Origin of the sequence: Nocardia rhizosphaerihabitans (genome assembly GCF_014646295.1) — a bacterium.
GTDB classification, from domain to species: Bacteria; Actinomycetota; Actinomycetes; order Mycobacteriales; family Mycobacteriaceae; genus Nocardia; species Nocardia rhizosphaerihabitans.
Genome location: NZ_BMNE01000005.1, coordinates 336609 through 355085 on the forward strand (window position 1 = coordinate 336609; position 18477 = coordinate 355085).

Sequence of the window (18477 nt, forward strand, 5' to 3'; positions counted from 1 at the left end):
ATGGACAAGACGCTGTATCCGCTGTCGTTCGGACAGGCGCGGTTGTGGTTCCTCAACCAGTTCGACAGCGCCTCCCCGGTCTACAACCTGCCGATCGTGCTCCGGCTCACCGGCGACCTCGACGCGGGCGTGCTCGAGCGCGCCCTGCTGGACGTGGTCGGCAGGCACGAGTCGCTGCGGACGATCTTTCCCGAGGTCGACGGCGTGCCGACGCAACAGGTGGTCGACCTCGACGAACTGGCGGATCGCTGGGAATTCACCGCTGAGCGGGTGTCCAGGGAGGCGGTAGATGGCAGGGTCGCGCAGTTCGCGGGCCGCGGGTTCGACGTCTCGCGTGAGCTGCCGTTGCGTGCGGCGGTGTTCGAGCTCGGTGGTGCGGAGTTCCTGCTCGTCGCGGTGCTGCACCACATCGCGGGCGACGGCTGGTCCATGGTGCCGTTCGCGCGGGATGTGGCGCTCGCGGTCTCGGCACGACTCGGCGGCGCGGCGCCCGCCTGGGACGAATTGCCGGTCCAATACATCGATTACACGCTGTGGCAGCAGGAAGTGCTCGGCACCGCGGACGACCCGGACAGTGAGCTGTCGCGCCAATCGGCGTACTGGCGGCGCACGCTGGCGGACGCACCGGCCGAGACCAGGCTGCCGATGGACCGACCCCGCCCGGCCGGCGCGAGCTACGACGGCGGTTCGGTCGGCTTCACCGTCCCGCCCGCCGTGCACGCGGGACTGCTCGAACTCGCCAGGGCCGAAAGCGCGACGCCGTTCATGGTCCTGCACGCCGCGGTGGCGGTCCTGCTGTCGAAGCTCGGCGCGGGCCCCGACATCGTGGTCGGGACACCGGTCGCGGGCCGGACCGACGAGGGCCTGCACGAGCTGATCGGCTTCTTCCTCAACACCCTGGCCTTGCGCACCGACCTGTCGGGTGACCCCGCGTTCGTGGAGGTGGTGCGCCGGGCAGGTGCCGCCGATCTGGCCGCCTACGAGAACCAGGATCTGCCGTTCGAGCTGGTCGTGGAGGCGCTGAACCCCGAACGTTCCGCGGCACGGCACCCGATCTTCCAGGTCATGATGGTGCTGCAGAACAACATTCGGCCCCGGCTGGCGCTACCCGGTGTCGAAGTCGCCGTCGAGCCGCTCGACATGCGCACCACCAGGTTCGACCTGGAGTTCACCTTCACCGAGGACTACGACGAGAACCGCGCCGCGCAGGGCATCACGGGATCGATCCAGTTCGCGACCGACGTGTTCGACCGGCAGACGGCAGCCGGGATCGCGGAAATGCTGGTTCGTGTCCTGGAAACCGTTGTCGCCGTGCCGGATACCAGGTTGTCGCGGTTGTCGCTGCTGTCGAGCGCGCAGCGGAAATCGGCAACGGCTCACGCCCCACTGTCCGCGCCGAACCGGACATTGACCGAGGCCTTCACGCGCTCGGCATCGCGGTCGCCCGATGCTCCCGCGGTGCACTACGGAACGCGCACGCTGACCTACCGCGAACTGGAGGCCTCCGCAAACAGGTTGGCCCGCAACCTGATCGCGCAGGGTGTCGGCCCCGACGCCTTCGTGGCGCTGCTGCTGCCACGGTCGGAACAGATGGTCGTCGCCATGCTCGCGGTGCTCGCGGCCGGTGGCGCGTACGTCCCCGTCGACCCGGGCTACCCCGTCGAGCGGATCGAGTACGTGCTGTCCGACGCCGCGCCGCGCCTGGTGCTGACCGACTCCGCGACGGAGCGGTCGGTGCGGGAACGGGCAGGCGAGCGGCTCGGCGCTGCGCCGTGGGTGGCGCTCGACGCGGAGGCGGTGCAGGCCGGCATCGCGGCCGGAAGCGCCGATCCGATCACCGACGGCGAGCGGTTGTCGCCGCTGTCGACCGCGCACGCGGCCTATATGATCTACACCTCGGGATCCACCGGCCGCCCCAAGGGCGTGGTCACTACGCACGGCGGAATCGTGGCGCTGCTCGACAGCGCGTTGGCCGCGGTTGACGCGACCCCGGCCGACGTCTGGGTCTGCCTGCACTCGATCTCGTTCGACTTCTCGGTGTGGGAGATCTTCGGCACGCTCGTCTCGGGCGGCCGGGTGGTCGTCGCGAGCGTCGATGTCGCCCGCACCGCTGCCGAACTCGCCGCACTGATCCGCGCCGAGGGCGTGACCGTGCTGAATATGACGCCCTCGGCGTTCTACGCCTTCCACGGCTCCTGCGACGTCTTGCCGCCATCGCTGACGACCGTGATCTTCGGCGGCGAGAGCCTGAACGCGGCCGCTGTCGGGGAGCTCGTCCGGTCGGGCGCGGGACCGCGGCTGGTGAACATGTACGGCATCACCGAAACCACCGTGCACGTCACCGCCGGACAGCTCACTGCCGCTGAGGTGCGGAATCCGGTGGGTAGCCCCATCGGGATCGGTCTGCCGACGACGCTGGTGCATGTCCTCGACCCCTGGTTGCAGCTCGTACCGCCGGGCGTGAGCGGTGAGTTGTATGTCGGCGGTGCGCAATTGGCGCGCGGCTATCACGGCAAGGTCGATTTGACCGCCGCCCGTTTCGTCGCCGACCCGTTCGGCTCGGGTGAACGGCTCTATCGCACCGGCGATCTGGCGCGCCAGACCGCGGCGGGCACGCTCGAATACCTCGGCCGCGCCGACGACCAGGTGAAAATCCGCGGCTTCCGGATCGAACTCGGTGAGGTGGAATCGGCGCTGGCCGCGGTGCCTGGTGTCGGTCGCGCGGTCGTGACGGCCCGGCCGGACAATGCGGGTGCGCAGCAGCTGGTCGGCTACATCGTCGCGGACTCGACCGGCCCGATCGACGGCCGGTCGGTACGGGACGCGCTCGGCGCCGTGCTGCCCGCGCACCTGATTCCCGCGGTGGTGGTCGTGCTCGACGACATGCCGCTGACCGCGCACGGCAAGGTCGATCGGCGCGCGCTTCCCGCACCGGAATTCGATGTGCTCGTCGGCGATCGCGCTCCCCGTGATGCCAGGGATGTCGTGCTCGCCGAACTGTTCGCCGAGGTCCTCGGCCTGGACCGGGTCGGCATCGACGACTCCTTCTTCGACCTCGGCGGCCACTCGCTGCTCGGTGCGCGGCTACTGAGCCGGATCCGCGCGGTGCTCGACGCCGAGCTCACCGTGCGCGACCTGTTCGAGGCGCCGACCGTCGCCGCGCTGGCCGACCGCGTCGCCGCCGCCACCGGCGCAACCAGGCCGCTGCTGAGCAGACAGCCGTACCCGGAGCGCATTCCGCTCTCCTTCGGGCAGGCGCGCCTGTGGTTCCTCAACCGGTTCGAAGGCGAGTCGGCCTCGTTCAACATCCCCGTCGTCCTGCGCCTGCGCGGCGCGCTGGATCCGGCGGTGGTGGAGCGCGCGCTGCTGGACGTGGTGGCCAGGCACGAGTCGCTGCGCACTGTGTTCCCCGAACGCGACGGCGTCGCCGTGCAGGAGATCATCGATGCGCGTGCGCTCGACGGACGATGGCAGTTCAGCTCGATCGAGGCGACCGAGCAGACAGTCGGCGCGCAGGTCGCGGAACTGGCGCAGCGCGGATTCGATCTGACGCGGGACCTGCCGTTCCGGGCGGCGATCTTCTCGCTCGGTACCGAGAGCGCGGCGGAATGCGTGCTCGCCACGGTGTTTCACCACATCGCGGCCGACGGCTGGTCGATGGCTCCCTTCGCCAGGGATGTCGCCGTCGCTATTGCCGCACGCCTCGAAGGCGGCGCGCCCGCGACTGATGAATTGCCGGTGCAGTACGCGGACTTCGCCCTGTGGCAGCGGGCGGTGCTCGGGTCGATCGCGGACCCGGACAGTGCGCTCTCGCGCCACGCGAACTACTGGCGCGAGGTGCTGGCCGGTGCGCCCGCGGAGCTGGCCTTGCCAGCGGACCGCCCGCGGCGGGCAGCGCCTTCCTATAGCGGTGCGTCGGTGCCGATCGCGCTGTCGGCCGAGGTGCACCGTGGCGTGCTCGCCGTGGCGCGGTCAGGCGGCGCGAGTGTGTTCATGGTGTTGCACGCGGCGGTGTCGGTGCTGCTGTCCAAGCTGGGGGCGGGTACCGATGTCGTGGTGGGTACCCCGGTCGCCGGTCGTCCCGATATCGCCCTCGACGATGTCGTCGGGTTCTTCCTGAACACCGTCGTCCTGCGGATGGACATCACCGGCGATCCCTCGTTCACCGAGGTCGTCGAGCGGGCGCGGTCGGTGGATCTCGGTGCGTTCGAGCATCAGGAACTGCCGTTCGAATCGCTCGTCGAAATCGTGAACCCCGAGCGGGCGTCGAATCGGCATCCGCTGTTCCAGGTGCTGGTCGTGTTGCAGAACACCGAGCAGCCGCTCTTGTCGTTGCCCGGAGTGGATGTGGCCATCGAGCCCGTCGACACCGCGTCCACCAAGGTGGACCTGGAATTCACCTTCGTCGAGCAGTACGACGCGGCGGGCGAGTGCGCCGGACTCACCGGCAGTCTGCGCTTCGCCACCGATCTGTTCGACCAGGCGACCGGTGCGCTGCTGGCCGAACGACTCACCGGATTGCTGGAATCGCTGGTAGCCGCGCCGGATCAGCACCTTTCGCGGGTCTCGCTCGTGTCGGGTGCCGAGCGCGCCGAGCTGGCGTCGTGGAACGACACGACGCGTGAGGTTTCCGCCCTGCCGGTACCGGATCTGTTCGCGCAACGGGTTCGCAGCACGCCCGACGCCACGGCTGTCGTCTTCGGTGCGCGGTCGCTGTCGTATCGGGAACTGGATGCGTCGTCGAATCGATTGGCGCGGTACCTGATCGGTCGTGGAGTCGGACCGGAGTCGTTCGTCGCCGTGATGGTGCCGCGATCGGAGCGGCTGATTGTCACGTTGCTCGCGGTGCTGAAGGCCGGTGGGGCGTATGTGCCGGTGGACGCGGAGTACCCCGCCGAGCGAATCGCGTTCATGCTGGGCGATTCCGGCGCGCGATGGGTGCTGACGGAATCATCGGTGGCGGAATCTGTTCCGGCGGAGTTCGCGGGTCGGCGGATTGTGCTCGACCGGCCCGATCTCGTCGCCGAGGCCGCCGCGTACGCGCCAGAGCCCGTCGACGATGAGGACCGAGTCGCCCCGCTGCTTTCCGGCTGCGCGGCGTATGTGATCTACACGTCCGGTTCGACCGGAAAACCGAAGGGCGTCATCACTTCCCATGGATCGCTCGTCGCGCACCTGGAATGGATGCGCGAGTACGTCGGTGTCGATGCCGATGATCGGGTGTTGCAGAAGACGCCGGTGAGTTTCGACGTGTCGGTGTGGGAGTTGTTCCTGCCGTTGGTCGTCGGTGCTCGGGTTGTCGTCGCCGAGCCGGGTGGACACCGTGATCCGGGATATCTTGCCGAGCTGATTCGTGGTGCACGGGTGTCGGTAGCGCATTTCGTGCCGTCGATGCTCGAGCAGTTCCTGGCGGCGGAGGTGGAGACCGGGGGAACGCTGAACACTGTCGTGTGTAGTGGCGAGCCGCTGCCGGATTCGACGGCCGCCCGCTTCGCTGATCGTTTCGGCACGGCGGTGCTGCGCAATCTCTATGGCCCGACCGAGGCGTCCATCGACGTCACCGCATCGCTGGTGCGCGCAGGTCACCCGGTGACCATCGGTGCACCGGTGTGGAATACGCGGGCGTATGTGCTGGATTCGGGTCTACAGCTCGTACCGCCGGGAGTTCTCGGTGAGTTGTACGTCGGTGGTGTGCAATTGGCGCGTGGCTATCACGGACGCTGTGGCCTCACCGCCGCGCGGTTTGTGGCCGATCCGTTCGACGGTGCCGGGGAGCGGATCTATCGCACCGGTGACCTGGTGCGATGGAACTCCGCAGGCGAGCTGGAGTACGTGGGGCGCGCCGACGATCAGGTGAAGATCAGAGGCTTCCGGATCGAGCTCGGTGAGGTCGAAGCCGCATTGCGGGCATTGCCCGCTGTCGAACAGGCCGTCGTGATCACGCGGCCCGACGGCGATGGCGGCGATCGACTCGTGGGATATGTCGTCACCGCTGAAGCCGCGAGCACCCAGCTTCGCGCCGACCTCGCCGCCACCCTGCCCGCGCACCTGGTGCCCGCTGTCATCGTCGTGCTGGACGAGCTGCCGTTGACGCCCAACGGCAAGGTCGACCGAAAAGCCCTGCCCGACCCGGACTTCGGCACGCTGGTGTCGGCACGCGGGCCGCGCGACGGCCGCGAGGAAGTCCTGTCCGGCCTGTTCGCCGAGGTGCTCGGCCTGCCGCGAGTGGGCATCGACGACTCCTTCTTCGGACTCGGCGGCCATTCGCTGCTCGGCACACAGTTGCTCAGCCGGGTACGGACGGTGCTCGGTGTCGAGTTGTCGGTGCGCGACCTGTTCGAGGCGCCGACGGTGGCGACTCTGAGCGAGCGTGCCGGTACCGCGGCGGGCCGGGTACGTGCGGCATTGGTCGCGATCGAGCGCCCCGCGGTGCTGCCGTTGTCGTCCGGTCAAGCCCGGCTGTGGTTCCTGAACCGGTTCGACGAGGGATCGGCCGGATACAACATGCCGGTGGTCCTGCGCGTGCGTGGCCGCCTGGATCCCGACGCGCTCGAGGCGGCGCTGTGGGATGTGGTGTGCAGGCATGAATCGCTGCGCACCATGTTTCCGGAACTCAACGGCACCGCCGTGCAGCAGGTGCTCACACCCGACAATGCCCGGGAGCATTGGGAATTCACGACCAGTGCGGTTTCCGCGAAGTCGGTCACCAAAGCGGTCACGGAATTCGTGGCCCGTGGGTTCGATCTGCTGAGTGAATTGCCCCTGCGTGCGGCTGTTCTCGAACACGGCGGTGCCGACTCCGGCGAGCGCGAATTCACGCTGGTCACCGTGCTGCACCACATCGTCGCCGACGGCTGGTCGATGGCACCTTTCGCGCGGGATGTCAGTCTGGCACTGGCGGCCCGTGACGCCGGGCGCGCCCCCGAATGGCCGCCGCTGCCCGTCCAGTACGCGGACTACACGCTGTGGCAGGCCCGGTCGCTCGGATCAGCCACCGACCCTGACAGTGAACTCTCGCGTCAGCGGGACTACTGGACCGCGGCGCTGGCGGGTCTGCCGCCCGAACTCGCCCTTCCCACCGATCGGCACCGGCCAACCGACCCCACCGGCGCCGGCGCCCGCGTCGGCTTCACCGTCGGCGCCGACGCCCACGCCGCGCTCCTGCGCCTGACCAGGGCACAGGGCGCGAGTGTCTTCATGGTGCTGCATACCGCGGTCGCGGTCATGCTGTCGAAACTCGGGGCAGGACACGACATCGTCGTCGGCACGCCGATCGCGGGCCGCACCGACGAGAACCTCGCCGACCTGGTCGGCTTCTTCCTCAACACCCTGGTGCTGCGGACCGACCTGTCCGGTGACCCCACCCTCGGCCAGGTGCTCGACCGCATTCGCGCGACGGACCTGGCCGCCTACGACCATCAGGACATTCCGTTCGAAACGCTGGTCGACATCGTCGACCCCGAACGCGTGGTCGGCAGGCATCCGCTCTTCCAGGTGATGCTGGTGCTCCAGAACACCGCAACACCCGAACTGTCACTGCCCGACCTCGACATCACGGTCGAACCCGTCGAGACCACGCGGACGAAGGTCGACCTGGAGTTCACCTTCGCCGAACAGTACGGCCCCGACCGGGCGCCCGAGGGCCTGACCTGCTCGGTGCAGTACGCCACCGAACTGTTCGACACTGACACCGTCGTGCTGCTGACCGAACGCCTCGTCGACATCCTCAGCACGCTGGCCGCGGAACCGGAGCTGCCGCTGTCGGCGCTGTCACTGGTGTCGGCCACGGAACGGGCCGCGCTGACATCGTGGAACGCCACGACGCGCGATGTCACCGCGTCGCCGGTGCCGGAACAGTTCGCCGAGCGCGTCCGCTGCGCGCCCGACGATGTGGCTGTCGTCTTCGGTGAGCAGGTGCTGTCCTACCGCGAACTCGACGCGGCGTCGAATCGCCTGGCGCGGTATCTGATCGGGTGCGGGGTCGGTCCCGAATCCTTTGTCGCCGTGATGATGCCGCGGTCGGAACGGTTGATCGTCGCCCTGCTCGCGGTGTTGAAGGCCGGTGGCGCGTATGTGCCGGTGGATCCGGGGTATCCGACGGACCGGATCGCGTACCTGCTCGCCGACTCCGGTGCGCGCGTACTGCTGACGGAATCCGCAGTGGCCGAGGTGATTCCCGGGGAGTTCACGGGTCGACGTGTCGTGCTGGACGAGCCGGTGGTGGCGGATGAGATCGCGGCAACTGAGGACGAAGGGATCTCCCGGTCGGCCCCCGAGTATGCGGCGTATGTGATCTACACGTCCGGGTCGACCGGAAAGCCGAAGGGAGTTGTCACCTCGCACGCCGCATTGGCGGCGCATCTGGAGTGGATGCGCGAGTACGTCGGTGTCGATGCCGATGATCGGGTGTTGCAGAAGACGCCGGTGAGTTTCGACGTGTCGGTGTGGGAGTTGTTCCTGCCGTTGGTCGTCGGTGCTCGGGTTGTCGTCGCCGAGCCGGGTGGGCATCGCGATCCCGGCTATCTGGCCGAGCTGATCAACTCCGCCGGGGTAACGGTGACGCATTTCGTCCCGTCGATGCTGGATCAATTCCTCGCCGCCGGTGTGGATGCCGGTCCTTCGCTGACCTGTGTCGTGTGCAGCGGGGAAGCACTGATGGATTCGACCGCCGATCGCTTCGCCGATCGCTTCGGCGCCTCGGTCCAGCTGCGCAATCTCTACGGCCCCACCGAGGCATCGATCGATGTGACGGCGTCGCTGGTGGCCGCGGGCAGTCCGGTGACCATCGGCACACCGGTCTGGAACACCCGGGCGCATGTGCTGGATATCGGATTGCAGCTCGTTCCACCGGGTGTCGTCGGTGAGTTGTATGTCGCCGGTGTGCAGTTGGCTCGTGGGTACCACGGGCGTGCGGGTCTGACCGCGGAGCGGTTTGTCGCCGACCCGTTCGGTGCCTCCGGTGAAAGGCTGTATCGCACCGGCGATCTGGTGCGGTGGGCCCGATCCGGCGAACTCGAGTATGTCGGGCGTACCGATGATCAGGTCAAGATCCGTGGCTTCCGGATCGAGCTCGGTGAAGTCGAGACAGCGCTGCGCGCGCTCGACGGCATCGCGCAGGCTGTCGCCGTCGCCCGCACCGATCGCGGCTCCGCGCCACAGCTGGTCGGATACGTGGTCCCCGACGCCGCGGTCGACGTGACGGCCTGCCGCGCCGCGCTGACCGACCGACTGCCCGCCCACCTGATCCCCACCGTGATCGTCGCGCTGACCGAGCTGCCGCTCACACCGAACGGCAAGGTCGACCGCCGCTCGTTGCCTGCCCCTGACTTCACCGCACTGGTGACCGCACGCGCGCCGCGCGACGAACACGAGCAGATCCTGTGCGAGGTGTTCGCCGAAGTTCTCGGCCTAGACCGGGTCGGCATCGATGACTCGTTCTTCGATCTGGGCGGTGACAGCATCCTGTCCATCCGGCTGGTGGCGGCGGCGAAGGAGCGCGGCGCGCAGCTGACCTTGCGCGACATCTTCGTCCACAAGTCCCCGGTCGAGCTGGCCGCCGTCGTCCAGTGGGGGGCCGTCGAGGCGGAGAACGAGCCCGCCGACGACGAACCGCTCGTCGAACTCAGCCAGGACGAACTCGACGACATCGAGAAGTACCTCGAAGGAGATTTTCTGTGACCGCGACGAATTCGAGGCGGGTCGAGAGCATTCTGCCGCTGTCACCGCTGCAGCGCGGCCTGCTGTTCCACCACGAATATTCCGGTGACACCGATGTCGACGTCTACACCGTGCTGACGGTCGCGACGATCGACGGTCCCCTCGATGCCGACCTGCTGCAGACCTGCGTCGACCGGTTGCTCGCGCGGCACGCGAACCTGCGGGTGTTCTTCCGCAGCCGCAACGACAAGGATCCGGTGCAGGTCGTCCTGTCGGCGATTCCGTCCGAGCTCAGCCGCCGATCGCTGACCGGCTTGACCGGTGCGGAGCAGGAAGCGGCCTGGGACAAGGTGTTCCAGGAGATCCGCAATACCCCGTTCGAGTTGTCGCGGCCGCCGCTGATCCGGTTCACGCTGGTCGAACTCGGCGAGCACGAGCGCAAACTCGTCGTCTCCTGCCATCACATCCTGCTCGACGGCTGGTCGATTCCGTTGCTGATGCAGGACCTGTTCGTGCTGTACCGCAACAACGGCACCGACGTCGCGCCGCCGCCGCCCGCCTTCGCGGACTACCTGCGCTGGATGGCCAAGCAGGACCTGGCCGCCTCGGCCGCCCGCTGGGCCGCCTCGCTCCAGGGCGCGGAACCGAGCCTGCTGGCGCCGGACAGCCGAGCCGCGGATCGGGTGGCGCCGTCGGACATCGTGTTCGAGTTGACCGACGAACTCTCGCGTGGCATCGAGACGGTCGGGCGTGCGCTCGGTGTGACGATGAGCAGCGTGGTGCGTGGCGCCTGGGCGATGACGCTGGGCCTGCAGCTGCAGAGCTCGGATGTGGTCATCGGATCGACGGTGTCCGGCAGGCCACCGCACGTCGCGGGCATCGAGCGGATGATCGGTCTGTTCATCAACACCGTGCCGGTCCGGGTGTCGTGGACCGCGGAGCAGACTCTCGCGGATGTCATCGGGGACGTGCAGGCGGCCAAGGCCGACTTCGTCGACGACGAGTACGTCGGCCTGCCCGACATCTACGCCGCCGGAGCGCGCCGCGACCTGTTCGACTCGCTGGTGATCTTCCAGAACTACCCGATCGAGCTCAACGGTGCGCTCATCTCCGAGGATTCCGCGACGTCGGTGCGTGGGCTCTCGGGTTTCGACGGCACGCACTACGCGGTGACGCTGGTCGTGTTTCCCGGGCCTGTGCTGGAGATCCGATTCGCCTACCGGCCCGAGCTGGTCGGCGCCGCCACGGCGGAGAGTCTGGTGCAGCGGTTCGTGCGCGTCCTCGAAGCGATCGTCGAGAGCCCGCAGCGTCGCGTCTCGGACATTCCGCTGCTGTCGGAGCAGGAACGGCACCTCGTCCTGACCGCATGGAACGCGACCGAGCACCCGGTCGGACCTGACCTGCTGCCCGACCTCTTCGCGCGACAGGCACAGAGCACTCCCTCGGCCGTCGCGGTGCGCAGCGGTGCGACGGCGCTGACCTATGCCGAGCTGGATGAGGCAGCGAACCGGCTGGCCCGCTACCTGACCGTCCGTGGCGCCGGGCCCGAATCCTTTGTCGCGCTGATGCTGCCCCGCTCCGGTCAGCTCGTGGTGGCGATGCTGGCGGTGCTGAAGACCGGCGCCGCCTACGTACCGCTCGATCCGGCCTACCCGCAGGACCGGATCGCGTTCATGCTCGCCGACTCCGGCGCACGCTGGGTCATCACCGATTCGGTGACGGCAGCACCGATGGAATCGGCAGCGGGGGCGTCGGAGGCGGAATGGCTGTGCCTGGATGACGCCGAGCTGCGCGCCGAACTCGACGCGCTCCCGGTGACCGATGTCGACCGCCTGGCGCCGCTGAGACCGGACCATCCCGCGTACGCCATCTACACCTCGGGTTCGACCGGTCTGCCCAAGGGCGTAGTCGTCGGCCATGCGGCGCTGGTGAACTTCCTTGCCCAGATGGTCGATTCGCTCGCACTCGGTGCACAGGACTGCTGGCTGGCAGTAACTACCGTCTCCTTCGACATCGCCGCGCTGGAGCTGTACCTGCCGCTGATCTCCGGCGCGACGGTCCGCATCGCCTCCGACGCCGCCGCCCGCGACGCCGCCCTGCTCGCCGCCGACCTCCGTACCTCCGGCGCGACGATCATGCAGGCCACCCCCGCCATGTGGGCGTCTGTGCACACCGTCGACCCGGACTCGTACCACGGCGTGCGGGTCCTGGTCGGCGGCGAAGCGCTCCCGGCCGCACTGGCGAGCGCGCTCGGCGAGCACGCCGCATCGGTGCTGAACCTCTACGGCCCCACCGAGGCGACCATCTGGTGCACTCAGTCGGAGATCGGTGCCGACACCCCGACGATCGGCAAGCCGTTCCACAACACCCGCACCTATGTGCTGGACCGGCAACTGGCCGCGGTCCCGCCCGGCGTGATCGGTGAGCTCTACATCGGCGGAGCGCAGCTGGCTCGTGGCTACCACGGCCGGGCATCGCTGACCGCCTCGCGTTTCGTCGCCGACCCGTTCGGCGGGGACCGGCTCTACCGGACCGGCGACCTGGTGCGCTGGACCACCACCGGCGAACTCGAATACGCGGGCCGGGCCGACGATCAGGTGAAGATCCGCGGCTTCCGGATCGAACTCGGCGAGGTCGAAGCGGCGCTCGGCGAGGTCGCCGGTGTCGGGCGCGGAGTTGTCGTCGTGCGGCCCGACCGCGCCGGCGCCGCACAGCTGGTCGGGTACGTCGTGGCGAAGCCCGGCGCCACCCTCGACAGCGCGCGGGTGCGGTCGGAGCTGGCCGCGGTCTTGCCCGCTCACATGGTGCCGCTGCTCGTCGTCGTGCTCGACGAGCTCCCGCTGACGCCGAACCGCAAGGTGGACCGGCGGGCACTGCCCGCGCCCGACTTCGGTCAGCTCGTCTCCACCCGTGGTCCTCGCGACGCCCGCGAGGAAGTGCTGGGCGGGCTGTTCGCCGAAGTGCTCGGCCTGGAGCGGGTGGGCATCGACGACTCGTTCTTCGACCTCGGCGGGCACTCGCTGTCCGCGCCGCGGCTGGTGAGCCGGGTGCGCGCGGTGCTCGATGTCGAGATCACCGTGCGCGACCTGTTCGACGCGCCGACGGTGGCCCTGCTCAGCGAGCGTGCCGTGGCCGCGCGCACGGCGAAACGGCCGGTGCTGGCCAAGACCGACCGGCCGACGACGGTGCCGCTGTCGTTCGGCCAGGCGCGCCTGTGGTTCCTGAACCGCTTCGAAGGTGCCTCGGCGATCTACAACATCCCGGTCGTGCTGCGGCTGCGCGGTGCGCTCGAGCCCCGTGTGCTCGAACAGGCGCTGCTGGATGTGGTGACCAGGCACGAATCCCTGCGCACAGTCTTCCCCGACCACGACGGCGTGCCGCGCCAGCAGATCCTCGAGGTCGCGGAACTGGCCGAGCGCTGGGACTTCCGCTCCGCCACGGCGACGGCGGAGGAAGTGTCCGGCGCCGTGACCCGGTTCGGCGCACGCGGGTTCGATGTCTCCCGCGAACTGCCCTTGCGTGTCGCGGTATTCGAACTGCCTGCCGAAAAGGCCACGGCCGAGCGCGAATTCGTGCTCGCGGCGGTGCTGCACCACATCGTCGCCGACGGCTGGTCGATGGTGCCGTTCGCGCGCGATGTGGCCGTCGCGGTCTCGGCCCGGCTCGCCGGCTCCGCCCCGGGCTGGCCGGAGCTGCCGGTGCAGTACGCGGACTTCGCGCTGTGGCAGCGCGCGGTCCTCGGATCGACGTCGGATCCCGACAGTGAACTGTCCCGTCAGCTGGGATATTGGCGCGGCGTGCTGGCCGGCGCGCCGGCGGAACTCGCACTGCCGGTGGATCGGTCACGGCCCGCGGTGCCGTCCTACCGGGGCGGTGCCGTGCCGATCGCGCTGTCGGCGCAGGCGCACCAGGGTGTGCTGCGTGTGGCGCGGTCGTGTGGCGCGAGTGTGTTCATGGTGTTGCACGCGGCGGTGTCGGTGCTGCTGTCCAAGCTCGGCGCCGGCACCGATGTGGTGGTCGGCACGCCGATCGCGGGCAGGCCGGACGCGGCGCTCGACGAGGTCGTCGGGTTCTTCCTGAACACGCTGGTGCTGCGGGTGGACGTGTCGGGCGATCCGTCGTTCGCCGCGGTGGTCGAGCGCGCCCGGTCGGTCGATCTCGGCGCGTTCGAGCATCAGGATGTGCCCTTCGAGGTGCTGGTCGAGGCGCTGAATCCGGAGCGGGTGCTGAACCGCCACCCGCTGTTCCAGGTCGCGGTCGTGCTGCAGAACAACGACCGGCCCGAGATGTCGCTGCCCGGCGTGCACATCGCCGCCGAACGGCTTGAGGAAGCGACCAAGTTCGACCTCGAGTTCAACTTCACCGAGCAGCTCGGCGCGGACCGGGTGGCCGAGGGCATCAGTGGTTCGCTGCGGTACTCGACCGACCTGTACGACGAAGCCACGGCCGTCGCGATCGTGCAGCGGTTGGCGACGATGCTGGAAACTGTTGTCGCCGAGCCGGAGCGACGGCTGTCGCAGCTGTCGTTGGTGACGGGTGCCGAGCGGGAACTGGTTCTGGGTTCGTGGAACGACACCGCGCGTGCGGTGTCCGGGACGTCGGTGCTGGAGCGGTTCGCCGAGCAGGTGCGGCGGGCGCCCGATCAGGTGGCCGTCGTGTTCGGTGACCGCACGCTGTCGTATCGGGAGCTGGACCTGGCGTCGAACCGATTGGCGCGCTTGTTGATCGATCGTGGTGTCGGGCCCGAGTCGTTCGTCGCGGTGATGGTGCCGCGTTCGGAGCGATTGGTTGTCACACTGCTGGCGGTGCTCAAGGCCGGCGGTGCGTATGTGCCGGTGGATCCGGAGTACCCCGCCGAGCGGACAGCGTTCATGCTGGCCGACTCGGGTGCGCGGCTTGTGCTGATCGAATCGTCGGCGTCGGTCGAATATGCAGGTGCCGCAGTTGTTCTCGACGCACCAGAGATCGTCGCCGAGATCGCGGCAGCGGATCAACGGGCGGTCGGCGACGAGGATCGCATCACTCGACTGGCGCCTGATTGCCCGGCGTACGTGATCTACACATCCGGATCGACGGGTACGCCGAAGGGCGTCGTCACCTCGCACGCCGCGTTGGCGGCGCATCTGGAGTGGATGCGCGAGTACATCGGTCTCGACGCTGATGATCGGGTGTTGCAGAAGACGCCGGTGAGTTTCGACGTCTCGGTCTGGGAGTTGTTCCTGCCGTTGGTAGTCGGTGCTCGGGTTGTCGTCGCCGAGCCCGGTGGACATCGTGACCCTGGGTACCTCGCTGAGCTGGTTCGTCGCGCGGCCGTGTCGGTGGCGCACTTCGTGCCGTCGATGCTCGACCAGTTCCTGGCGGTGGGCGCCGAGATCGGCGACTCCTTGACGACGGTGGTGTGCAGTGGCGAGGCGCTGCCGGATTCGACGGCAGGCCGGTTCGCCGATCGATTCGGCGCCGCTGTGCCGCTGCGCAATCTCTACGGCCCGACCGAGGCCTCCATCGATGTGACGGGCGCACTGGTCAAGGCGGGCGCACCGGTGACCATCGGTGTGCCGGTGTGGAATACGCGAGCCTATGTGCTGGACGAGGGCTTGCAGCTCGTGCCACCCGCAGTGGTGGGTGAGCTGTATGTCGGTGGCGTCCAGCTGGCTCGTGGCTACCACGGACGGCCAGGCTTGACCGCCTCGCGATTCGTCGCCGACCCGTTCGGCGGGGACCGGCTGTACCGCACCGGCGACCTGGTGCGGTGGACACCCGCCGGTGAACTGGACTACGTCGGCCGGGCCGACGACCAGGTGAAGATCCGCGGTTTCCGCATCGAGCTCGGCGAGATCGAGGCCGCCCTGCGCGCCCTGCCAGGGGTCTCACAGGCAGTCGTCGTGACCTGGCCGGACAGCACGGGCGCACCGCAGCTGGTCGGCTACGTCGTGCCCGAATCGGGGGACATCGCCGACAGCACACGTCTCCGGCGCGACCTGGCGGCGTCGCTACCAGCGCAGATGATCCCGGCGACGATCGTCGGACTCACCGCGCTGCCCCTGACACCCAACGGCAAGCTCGACCGCCGGGCGCTGCCCGAGCCCGCTTTCCTCGGCCACCTGGACTACCGCGCGCCCCGCGACGGCCGCGAGGACGTGCTTTGCGGCCTGTTCGCCGACATCCTCGGCGTCGACCGGGTCGGTATAGACGACTCGTTCTTCGAACTCGGCGGGCATTCGCTGCTCGGCACGAGGCTGCTGAGCCGGGTGCGGACCGTGCTCGGTGCGGAGCTGACCGTGCGGGATCTGTTCGAGGCGCCGACCGTGTCAGCCCTGGGAGTAAGGGTCGGGGAGGCGTCGGGCCGGGCCAGGTTGCCGCTGGTCAGGGCCGAACGCCCCGCGGTCCTGCCGCTGTCGTTCGGTCAGTCGAGACTGTGGTTCCTGAACCGGTTCGAGGGTGGGTCGGCCAGTTACAACATGCCCGTGGTCCTGCGGGTGCGTGGGCGGTTGGACGATGTCGTGCTGCGTGACGCGCTGCGGGATGTTCTCCGCAGGCACGAGACCCTGCGGACGATCTTCCCCGCCGAGCGGGGTGTCCCGCGGCAGGAGATCGTCGCGCCTGCCGATCTCGATGCCTATCCCGGTTGGTTCAGCTCCGCCGCGGTCGATGCGGACGACGCGCACGATGCGGTGGCCGAACTCGCCGGTCGTGGCTTCGACCTCACGCGCGAATTGCCGGTGCGTATCGGCGTATTCGCTGTCGGCGAGACCGGCGACGCACAGGAATTCGTGCTGGCGGCCATCCTGCACCACATCGCCGCCGACGGTTGGTCGATGGCGCCGTTCGCCCGTGACATCGCGGTGGCCGTGGGTGCCCGCCTCGTCGGGGAATCGCCGAACTTGCCCGAATTACCCGTCCAATACGTCGATTTCGTCCTCTGGCAGCAGCAGTTGCTCGGCTCGGAAGCCGACCCAGGAAGCGAGCTGTCACGCCAGCTCGCGTACTGGCAGGCAACCCTCGACGGCGCCCCACTCGAACTGGCACTGCCCGCCGACCGGCCGCGACCGCCGATCGCGAGCTATCAGGGTGCGGGCACGAGCTTCGCGCTGTCGGCGGAGACCCACCGCGGCGTGCTCGAGCTCGCCCGCTCCAGCGGCGCGAGTGTCTTCATGGTGCTGCACGCGGGACTGTCGGTGCTGCTGTCGAAACTCGGTGCGGGAGAGGACATCGTGCTCGGCACCGCCATCGCGGGTCGAACCGACGAAGCACTCGACGATCTCGTCGGCTTCTTCCTGAACACCCTCGTGCTGCGCGCGGACCTGTCCGGCGATCCCACCTTCGGTGAACTGGTACAGCGCATCCGGACGGTCGACCTCGCGGCCTACGAGCATCAGGACGTCCCGTTCGAGGCGCTCGTCGAAGCGGTGAACCCGCAGCGCGCGTTCAACCGGCACCCGCTGTTCCAGGTGATGCTGGTGCTGCAGAACAACGCCATGCCCGAACTCTCGCTGCCGGGCCTGCACATCGACACCGCGACCCTCGACGCCGTGAGCACCAAGTTCGATCTCGAATTCGGTTTCACCGAGCGGTATTCCGACGGCGTGCCGGACGGCATCGACGCCACCCTCCAGTACTCGACCGATCTGTTCGACGCCGAGACCGCGATCCTGCTTGCCCACCGGCTCGGTGAACTGGTGGCGGCACTGGCCGCCGAGCCGCAGCGGCCGATCTCGCGGTTCACCGTCGCGTGGGATCGTGCGATGGCATCCGCACCCGAGCCGGAACCCGCGGCGGAGATCAGCCAGGGGGAGGCGGACGCGCAAACCGTCGCCGTGCTCACCCGCATCGTGCGCGAAGCCCTCGGCGTCGAGGAGATCGGCGTGCACGATGTGTTCTTCGAACACGGCGGCACCTCGATGAAAGCGATCGCGGCGGCCGAGCACATCCGGGCCGCACTCGACCCCGAATTCGAGCTGCGCACGCTGTTCGAAGCGCCGACGGTGGCCGAGCTCGCGCGTCGGGTGCGATCAGGCACGGTGACCGGCACGCCGGATGCGGGACAGGTCTTCGACCCGATCGTCCGCTGGGGTGAGCCGGGCAGGTCGTCGGTGTTCTGCCTGTATCCCAATAGCGGTTTCGCCTGGAGCTACGCGGAGCTGCGTGCCCAGCTGCCCGCCGAGTTCGGGATCTACGGCGTCCAAGCCGATTTCGCGGCAGGCGAGGACACCAGGAACCTCGACGAGGTCGCAGCAGCCGTCGCCGAGCGGATCCGCGCAGTAGACCCGGCGGGACCGTGGCAACTGGTCGGCTGGTCCTTCGGTGCGGTGCTGGCGCACGCGGTGGCGGTGCGGCTCACCGTGCTCGGCGGAACCGTGCCGCCGCCGATCCTGCTCGACGGCTATCCCGCGCAGGCTTTCGACGCGGCCGAACGGGAGGCGTCGAGCATCGACGATCCCGAGTTCAACCGTGGCTTCGCACTCGCCGTCGGCCTCGACCCGACCACGGCGGAGCTGGCCACGCTCGACGACGCGGGCTTGGCCGAGCTGATGACCCGGGAGCGGGGCTGGGCGGTGCCCGCGGAGCGGATCGCCGGTGTTCGCGCGGTCGCGCGCCGCAATCCCGAGCTGTTGCACGACCACACACCCGGACTGCTGGAGGCCGACCTCGTGCTGTTCCGTGCCGCCCGGCGGGAACGGCCGATCGACCCGGCCGTGTGGCAGCCCCACGTCACCGGCTCGATCACCGTCGTCGAGGTCGACCACGGCCACGACGACATGTGCGAACCGGATGTCCTGGCCCAGGTCGCGGCCCGGATCAGGGCCAACACAGCGGAATGAG

At 68.9% G+C, this 18477-nt stretch carries 2 protein-coding genes; both read left to right on the forward strand.

Features of this window, described 5'->3' with window-relative positions; all coding sequences use genetic code 11:
* Positions 1-9678: a non-ribosomal peptide synthetase gene (locus IEY60_RS23275; RefSeq protein WP_189032076.1), complete on the forward strand. Its 9678-nt coding sequence runs from the start codon at positions 1-3 to the stop codon at positions 9676-9678.
* Positions 9675-18476 (forward strand): non-ribosomal peptide synthetase, encoded by an 8802-nt coding sequence (locus IEY60_RS23280; RefSeq protein WP_189032078.1) that lies wholly within the window; start codon positions 9675-9677, stop codon positions 18474-18476. The genes IEY60_RS23275 and IEY60_RS23280 overlap by 4 nt, the downstream gene beginning before the upstream one ends.
* The last annotated feature ends 1 nt before the right edge of the window (position 18477 follow it).

Excerpts from the sequence above, each read along its gene's own strand:
- IEY60_RS23275 (WP_189032076.1), top strand. The coding sequence starts at position 1 with ATGGACAAGACGCTGTATCCGCTGTCGTTCGGACAGGCGCGGTTGTGG.